The sequence below is a fragment of the Erwinia sp. PsM31 genome (assembly GCF_030433775.1).
Lineage (GTDB): Bacteria > Pseudomonadota > Gammaproteobacteria > Enterobacterales > Enterobacteriaceae > Erwinia > Erwinia aeris.
Window position 1 is genome coordinate 265,849 of the sequence record NZ_JARUWZ010000005.1, and the last position, 8,293, is coordinate 274,141.

Consider the following 8,293-nt stretch of genomic DNA (forward strand, 5'->3'; position numbering starts at 1 on the left):
TTTAGCGGCGCCGTGTTATTTATTAGCGCTTCAGGCTAAAATAGCCACGGCAAACCCTTTGGGGTTTCTCTCTTCTGCTGAATTCTGAGAACACCATGTTAGAAACCAGTTTACTTATCGTCACTATTGCGACGCTGGGCATGCTTTCGCCCGGCCCCGATTTTTTTCTGATTATCAAAAATGCCGCGCGCTATCCGCGCCGCGCCGCGCTGATGACGGCGCTTGGCGTTAACTGCGCCGTGGCAACGCATATGACCTATTGCGTCGCCGGGCTGGCGGTGGTGATCACCACCACGCCGTGGCTGTTTATGCTGCTGAAGTATGCCGGGGCGGCTTATCTGATCTACGTCGGCATCCAGGCGCTGCTTTCACGCGGCGGCAGCAAGATGGACCTCAGCAACGTCGCGGCGGAAAGCACCTCGTTAAAGAAAGCCTTTATGCAGGGCTACCTTTGCAATCTGCTGAATCCTAAGGCCACGCTGTTTTTCCTGTCGATGTTTACGCAGGTGCTGAACGTGCATTCCAGCCTGGGCGAGAAGATTTGGTATGCAGGCATTATTATCACGCTCTCTTCCATCTGGTGGCCGACGCTGGTGGTGCTGATCCAAAGCCCGCCCGTACGCCGTGGCCTGGCCCGCGCGCAGAAGCTGATCGACAGGCTGCTGGGCACCGTGCTGATCGCTTTCGGTATCAAAGTCGCGCTCTCCTGATTAGTGGGAGATAAGCGAAGGCCCGGTTGGCATTGTTGCCAACCGGGCCTTTTTGTTTGGCGGCTTTAGTGACAGTACGGCAGCAAAAATACGCACTCCCCGCGCGCCGGACGGGCCAGGACCACAGGGTTATTCCGCGGTGGGTTATCTGTCGAGGTTTCCGGCCAGCGTCGTCTGACGTTTAAACTCGTCCTTCGCTTTTTGTAACTGTCGCATAAAGCTTTCATCGGCATGCAGACGGGCCACGATAGCCCCGCCGACGATGCGGGCGGCGTTAACATCGCTCTGCCAGTGATAGCCGCAAATCACCCGGCTCTGGCCCATTTCATAGCCGCGCTTGAGGATTTCATCCTGTCTGGCGGGGTTTATTTCCGTCAGCACCAGCGCCGTAGCCCAGCCAATTGTCGTATGCCCGGAAGGATAAGCGCCGTTGGTAGACAGCTCCTGCTGCTGATCGGTGCGGCAGGTCGGTTCCTGATAAAAAGCAAAGGGACGAATGCGCATATAGCGAATTTTGGCGCTGCGGGTGGCCAAATCGCCGGCATCCTCACGCATTTTCATCACCAGCCGATAAAGCTCCGGCGTTTTGCTCTTGCTGATTTCTCGTCCGAACGCGCCGGAAAAAGCCGCGGCCACGCCATCGCCTGCGACATGCGCATCTTGCCACGCCTGCTTGCCCCGGGGCGTATCGCGCAGGCTTTTGCCCAGCTCGTACTGCGCTTTGTCGTTGAGAAATTCGATGCTGTCCGTCGCGGGCGGCGGCGGCAACAGCATCAGGCTGTCGGGGGATTGCGCCTCCTGCAGGAAATAAAAGTCAGGTTGCGTGGTAACGTCTTTCGCCGCAAAGGCCTGCGAAAAAAAGGCCATGCAGGCCAGAGCTATTAAGCGTTTTTTCATTGTTTCATCCCTGATGTTGAGTAAAAGCGCCGACGGTTCGACAACGGGACAAGCCTATAGCATTTTTTGGCGCATCAATTTTAAAGGCGTCACAAAACGGGTTATTGGGGCGGGAACGCGGCGGAGATAAAAAAATCCCCGCCGTAGCGGGGATGGGCAGAGAAAACGCTTTAAGCCTGTTTGATCTGCGCGTGCATTTCCTGCACGGAGATCACCTGCTCAGTCGGATCGGCATTCAGCGACATAGCCGTCGCGAAACCGCCGTTCAGTGTGGTGTCATAGTGCACCTTATACTGCAACGCGCTGCGGCGGATCAGTTTGGAATCCTCAATCGCCTGGCGTCCGGCCGTGGTGTTAACAATGTAGGCATATTCCCCGTTCTTCAGGCGATCCTGAATATGCGGGCGGCCTTCGTGCACCTTGTTAACCAGACGCGGATTGATGCCCGCTTCGCCCAGCACCACCGCCGTGCCGTGGGTGGCGTCCAGCTCAAAGCCCAGCTTTTGCAGCTTGGCGGCCAGATCCACAATACGCTTTTTGTCGCCTTCGCGAACGGAGAGCAGCGCGCGGCCGCTTTTCTTCATATTGCTTTGCGCGCCCAGCATCGCTTTAGAGAAAGCTTCGGCAAAGGTGCGGCCAACGCCCATGACTTCGCCGGTGGAGCGCATTTCCGGGCCAAGGATAGGATCGACACCCTGGAATTTATTAAACGGCAGTACCACTTCCTTCACCGAATAATAAGGCGGGATCACCTCTTCCGTTACGCCCTGCTCTGCCAGCGTTTTGCCCGCCATCACGCGCGCGGCGACTTTCGCCAGCGGCACGCCGGTCGCTTTAGAGACAAACGGCACGGTACGCGCGGCGCGAGGGTTAACCTCAATCAGATAGACTTCGTTATCTTTTACCGCGAACTGCACGTTCATCAGTCCGCGCACGCAAAGCTCAAAGGCCAGTTTTTCGACCTGCTGACGCATTACGTTCTGGATCTCTTTGCTCAGCGTATAGGCCGGCAGTGAACAGGCCGAGTCGCCGGAGTGCACGCCAGCCTGCTCGATATGTTCCATGATGCCGCCTATCAGCACGCGCTCGCCGTCGCAGATGGCGTCAACGTCCACTTCAACCGCGTCGTCCAGGAAACGATCCAGCAGCACCGGTGCATCGTTGGAAACGGAAACCGCCGTCTGGAAATAGCGCTTCAGGTCAATTTCGTCATAGACGATTTCCATTGCCCGGCCGCCCAGCACGTAAGAAGGACGCACCACCAGCGGATAGCCGATAGCCACCGCTTTTTCCACCGCCTGCTCCAGCGCCGTGACCGTTGCATTGGCCGGCTGCTTCAGGCCCAGGCGATCCACCGCCTGTTGAAAACGCTCGCGGTCTTCGGCACGGTCAATCGCATCCGGGCTGGTGCCGATAACCGGCACGCCTGCGGCTTCCAGCGCGCGCGCCAGCTTCAGCGGCGTCTGGCCGCCGTACTGCACGATCACGCCTTTTGGCTTCTCGATGCGCACAATTTCCAGCACGTCTTCCAGCGTGACCGGCTCAAAGTAGAGGCGGTCAGAGGTATCGTAATCGGTAGAGACGGTTTCCGGGTTGCAGTTAACCATAATGGTTTCATAGCCGTCTTCACGCAGCGCCAGCGCGGCGTGCACGCAGCAGTAGTCAAACTCAATGCCCTGACCGATACGGTTTGGCCCGCCGCCCAGCACCATGATCTTGTCGCGATCCTGGTTGGGATTGGCTTCGCACTCTTCTTCATAGGTGGAGTACATATAGGCGGTATCGGTAGAGAACTCCGCCGCACAGGTATCCACGCGCTTGTAAACCGGGTGCAGATTATACTGCTGACGCAGCTTGCGCACTTCTGATTCCGCCACACCAGCCAGCACGGCCAGGCGCGCGTCGGCAAAGCCTTTACGCTTCAGGGTACGCAGGAAATCGGCGGTCAGGCCGTTGATGCCTTCGCGGGCAACCTGCTCTTCCAGCCGCACCAGCTCTTCGATCTGCACCAGGAACCAGCGGTCAATATTGGTCAGATTGAAGACGCCGTCCACGGACATGCCCGCGCGGAACGCATCGGCCACATACCAGATACGGTCACAGCCGGCATCTTTCAGCTCGCGGCGAATGGTGGTCAGCGCTTCCGCATCGTTCAGGTCAACTTTCGGGTCGAAACCGTGCGCGCCTACTTCCAGGCCGCGCAGTGCTTTCTGCATTGATTCCTGCAAGGTGCGGCCAATCGCCATCACTTCGCCCACGGACTTCATCTGCGTGGTCAGACGATCGTTGGTGCCCGCAAACTTTTCAAAGTTGAAGCGAGGGATTTTGGTGACGACATAGTCGATGGAAGGCTCAAACGAGGCCGGCGTGCGGCCGCCGGTGATATCGTTCATCAGCTCGTCCAGCGTATAGCCGACGGCCAGCTTGGCGGCGATTTTCGCAATCGGGAAGCCGGTCGCTTTGGAAGCCAGCGCCGAAGAGCGGGAAACGCGCGGGTTCATTTCGATAATGATCAGACGACCGTTTTCCGGGTTCACCGAGAACTGCACGTTGGAGCCGCCGGTTTCCACGCCGATTTCACGCAGTACCGCCATCGAGGCGTTACGCATGATCTGGTACTCTTTGTCGGTCAGCGTCTGCGCAGGCGCTACGGTGATGGAGTCACCGGTATGGATGCCCATCGCGTCAAAGTTTTCAATGGAGCAGACAATGATGCAGTTGTCGTTTTTGTCGCGCACCACTTCCATTTCATACTCTTTCCAGCCGATCAGCGATTCATCAATCAGCAGCTCGTTGGTTGGCGACAGATCCAGGCCGCGCTCGCAAATCTCTTCAAATTCTTCGCGGTTGTAAGCGATACCGCCGCCGCTGCCGCCCATGGTAAAGGAGGGACGGATAATGCACGGGAAGCCAACGTCTTCAGCAACTTTCAGCGCTTCTTCCATATTATGGGCGATACCGGAACGTGCGGTTTCAAGGCCGATTTTCTTCATCGCCTTATCGAAACGCTGGCGGTCTTCCGCTTTATCAATTGCATCCGCCGTCGCGCCAATCATGGTGACGTTGAACTCTTCCAGCACGCCCTGACGCTCCAGCTCCAGCGCGCAGTTCAGCGCGGTCTGGCCGCCCATGGTCGGCAGCACGGCATCCGGACGCTCTTTCTCAATAATTTTGCGCACCACTTCCCAGTGAATCGGTTCGATGTAGGTGGCATCGGCCATTTCCGGGTCGGTCATGATGGTCGCCGGGTTGGAGTTCACCAGGATAACGCGGTAGCCCTCTTCGCGCAGCGCTTTACAGGCCTGCGCGCCAGAGTAGTCAAATTCACAGGCCTGGCCGATAACGATCGGACCCGCGCCCAGGATCAGGATACTTTTTATGTCGGTACGTTTTGGCATGCTTTCGCTCCTGATTATTTATTTGAACGGTAGGCTTCGATCAGTTCGATAAAGTGATCGAACAGCGGTGCGGCGTCGTGCGGGCCAGGGCTGGCTTCGGGATGGCCCTGGAAACTGAACGCCGGCTTATCCGTGCGGTGAATGCCCTGCACCGTGTGGTCAAACAGCGAGGTATGGGTAATACGCAGGTTCGCTGGCAGGTTGTTGTTGTCTACGGCAAAACCGTGGTTTTGCGCGGTGATCATCACGGTATTGTTGTCGTGATCTTTCACCGGATGGTTGCCGCCGTGGTGGCCCAGCTTCATCTTCACCGTTTTCACATCGCTGGCCAGCGCCAGCAGCTGATGGCCCAGGCAGATGCCGAATACCGGGATCTCCGTTTCCAGGAAAGTCTTAATCGCGGCGATAGCGTAGTCGCAGGGTTCCGGATCGCCAGGGCCGTTAGAGAGGAAGATCCCGTCCGGGTTCATCTTCATTACCTCTTCCGCAGGCGTTTGCGCCGGGACAACCGTCAGGCGACAGCCGCGATCCACCAGCATCCGCAGGATATTTCGCTTCACGCCGTAATCGTAGGCCACCACGTGGAAAGGCAGCTCCTCTTCTTTCTTCGGTGCAGGCAGGCCATCCAGCGTCCAGCTGCCCTGTAGCCACTTGTAGGTTTCTTGCGTGGTGACTTCCTTCGCCAGATCCATGCCCTTCAGGCCTGGAAAAGCTTTTGCTTTTTGCAGCGCCAGCTCGGCATCCGGCGCGTCGCCTGCGATGATGCAGCCGTTCTGCGCGCCTTTTTCACGCAGCAGACGGGTCAGCTTACGCGTGTCGATATCGGCAATGGCGACAATATTCAGACGCTTCAGGTAAGCGGAAAGCCCCTCTTCATTACGGAAGTTGCTGGCGATCAACGGCAGGTCGCGGATAACCAGGCCTTCAGCATGAACCTGGGCGGATTCTTCATCGGCGATATTGGTGCCGACATTGCCGATATGAGGATAAGTGAGAGTAACAATCTGGCGGGAATAGGAAGGATCAGTGAGGATTTCTTGATAACCGGTCATTGAAGTGTTGAAAACAACTTCACCCACTGCCGTTCCTGTTGCCCCGATGGCCCGACCGTGGAATTGGGTTCCGTCTTCCAGAACCAATAGCGCTGACTTAATCAAAACATCCTCCAGAGAATAAACAGTCACATTATTTGCATATTAATTCAGGGTGCACCTTTAAATCAATGCAAAACCTGCCTGCCTGCTCGATTTTTGGCAAATTGCGCGCATTCTAATGATCGCCCCGGCTGATGTCTACCCTGAAGCGGAGTTTTTCATTGTTTTTTGTGCCACTGGCGTAAAAAGATGATGATAGCCACCAAAAACAGCAACTATCGTGGTGATAAAAACGGTTGCCTGACGAAATGAATGGGAAAAATCCAGATAGCCCGAAAAATAGTGGACCAAATGGTCAAAATTAACAAATCAACCCTGTAAAAATGCAGAAAAACACCTAAAAAAAACTTTTTGTTAAAAATACCATCTAAATATTATTTATATGCACAAATAAAAAAAGGGCAGCAAAACTACCCAATTAAAACAGCAACTTAAAAAAATATCCAGACTCGTACTTATCAATTATTATCAATATTAAGCACATTCCTCATATCAAAAAGACCTTCTTTACTCGCAAAAACCCAGGATGCAGCACGAACAGCGCCTTTTGCAAAGGTCATACGACTTGAAGCCTTGTGCGTTATCTCTATACGCTCGCCAATATCCGCAAACATCGCGGTATGCTCGCCGACGATATCGCCTGCCCGCACGGTAGCAAAACCAATGGTTTGTGGCTTACGTTCGCCGGTGTGCCCTTCCCGACTATAGACCGCATGCTCTTTAAGATCCCAGTCCATGGCGTCCGCTATCGCTTCGCCCATCGCCAGCGCGGTGCCGGAAGGCGCATCAACCTTATGGCGATGGTGCGCTTCGATAATTTCGATGTCCGCATAATCGCCCATCACCTGCGCGGCCTGCTCCAGCAGCTTCAGCACCAGGTTGACGCCCACGCTGAAGTTGGCGGCAAAAACGATGGCTATCTCTTGCGCAGCCACGCCGATCGCCGCCTTACCGGCCTCGTCAAAGCCGGTGGTGCCGATGACCATCGCTTTTTTGTGCTGACGACAAAACGCCAGATATTCCAGCGTGCCTTCGGGACGGGTAAAGTCGATCAGGACATCAAACTCATCGGCAACCAGCCGATCGCTGACCTTCACGCCCAGCGTACCGGTTCCGGCCAGCTCGCCCGCGTCGATGCCGACCAAAGAAGAGCCGTTACGCACCAGCGCGGCCCCCACGCAAACGCCTTCCGCCTCGTGAGCGGCCTGAATTAACTGACGCCCCATGCGTCCCGCTGCGCCAACAATAGCCAGACGGATCTGTGCCTCATTCATAATGTTTCCCTTAAGTCTGTGCATACAAAACGAAGACAGGTTAACGACACCTTAAGCGCCGCGCCACTAAAAAACACAGGACAGCGCGCGCCTGGCAAAGCTTTCAGGCGGACGGAGAACAGGAAGTGCCGTGTAACAAACTGACGGAAGGTAAACTGGCCCGGACGCCGCGTTATAGCAGCGCCCGCAGGTTAAAATGACGGCATCATTTTATGGGACATGAAAGATCGTGACTACAGGGGGGGTTCTGGTGCTGTTGTTGGTGCTGGTGTTGGTGTTGTTGGTGCTGGTGTTGGTGGTGTTTGTGCCCCTGAACACAGACAGTTCATCAATACCAGCCCGCCCAGCAAAAAGAAACCTACTTTGAACAGGTTGGCGGTTAACGCCAGGTTGGCCTGACTGAGATCGCATAAAAAGCTTCCGCCGCTGACGCGGGTGGCTTCTGTTCGGGTTATTTCTCTCATTTTAATTTCCTTTTAAAATTGAACGGCGCCACACAGAAATAGCAGCGTGAGGCACGACTTATCACCTGAAAATAGTATATCCCCTTCTGACAGAGCAAAATCATACTACGTCTGATAAAACATTCCCGTCAAAATAAATATGCACCCTGCAGTAAAAAAAAAAATAAAAAACAGGCAAGATTCATTAATAATCAGAAAATAACCAATCAAAAGAGGCTTAAACATGGTAATTTCACGTCCCTACATGAAAAATCGAGAAAGGAAGTGTTTAAAGCGCCCCATCAGAACGAATACAACTTTCAGCCCCGCTTAACCGCAAACCCTGACCGCAAACCCTAACTGCAAACCCTAACTGCAAACCCTAACTGCAAACCCTAACTGCAAACCCTAACTGCA

At 55.0% G+C, this 8,293-nt stretch carries 6 protein-coding genes; 1 reads left to right on the top strand and 5 read right to left on the bottom strand.

Annotated elements, in window-relative coordinates:
• The first annotated feature begins 95 nt into the window (after positions 1 to 95).
• Entirely contained in the window at positions 96 to 710 is a 615-nt protein-coding gene (locus tag QCD69_RS06845) for a LysE family transporter (RefSeq protein ID WP_253455321.1), read from the top strand.
• A gap of 144 nt (positions 711 to 854) precedes the next feature.
• On the opposite strand, the gene QCD69_RS06850 is transcribed toward QCD69_RS06845, so the two are convergent.
• The 5 genes from QCD69_RS06850 to QCD69_RS06870 all read right to left on the bottom strand — a co-directional run bounded on the left by QCD69_RS06850 (position 855) and on the right by QCD69_RS06870 (position 7,897).
• Positions 855 to 1,607, bottom strand: a complete 753-nt coding sequence (locus QCD69_RS06850; protein WP_301251484.1) for an acid phosphatase — start codon at positions 1,605 to 1,607, stop codon at positions 855 to 857.
• Positions 1,608 to 1,777: 170 nt separating this feature from the next.
• On the bottom strand, positions 1,778 to 5,005 hold the full coding sequence (gene carB / locus QCD69_RS06855) for a carbamoyl-phosphate synthase large subunit (RefSeq protein WP_253455323.1): 3,228 nt from the start codon (positions 5,003 to 5,005) through the stop codon (positions 1,778 to 1,780).
• Between the two features lie 14 nt (positions 5,006 to 5,019).
• Positions 5,020 to 6,162, bottom strand: a complete 1,143-nt coding sequence (gene carA, locus QCD69_RS06860; RefSeq protein ID WP_301251485.1) for a glutamine-hydrolyzing carbamoyl-phosphate synthase small subunit — start codon at positions 6,160 to 6,162, stop codon at positions 5,020 to 5,022.
• A gap of 455 nt (positions 6,163 to 6,617) precedes the next feature.
• Positions 6,618 to 7,433: a 4-hydroxy-tetrahydrodipicolinate reductase gene (dapB, locus tag QCD69_RS06865; RefSeq protein WP_301251486.1), complete on the bottom strand. Its 816-nt coding sequence runs from the start codon at positions 7,431 to 7,433 to the stop codon at positions 6,618 to 6,620.
• Positions 7,434 to 7,666: 233 nt separating this feature from the next.
• On the bottom strand, positions 7,667 to 7,897 hold the full coding sequence (locus QCD69_RS06870; RefSeq protein WP_301251487.1) for a hypothetical protein: 231 nt from the start codon (positions 7,895 to 7,897) through the stop codon (positions 7,667 to 7,669).
• Positions 7,898 to 8,293: the final 396 nt, after the last annotated feature.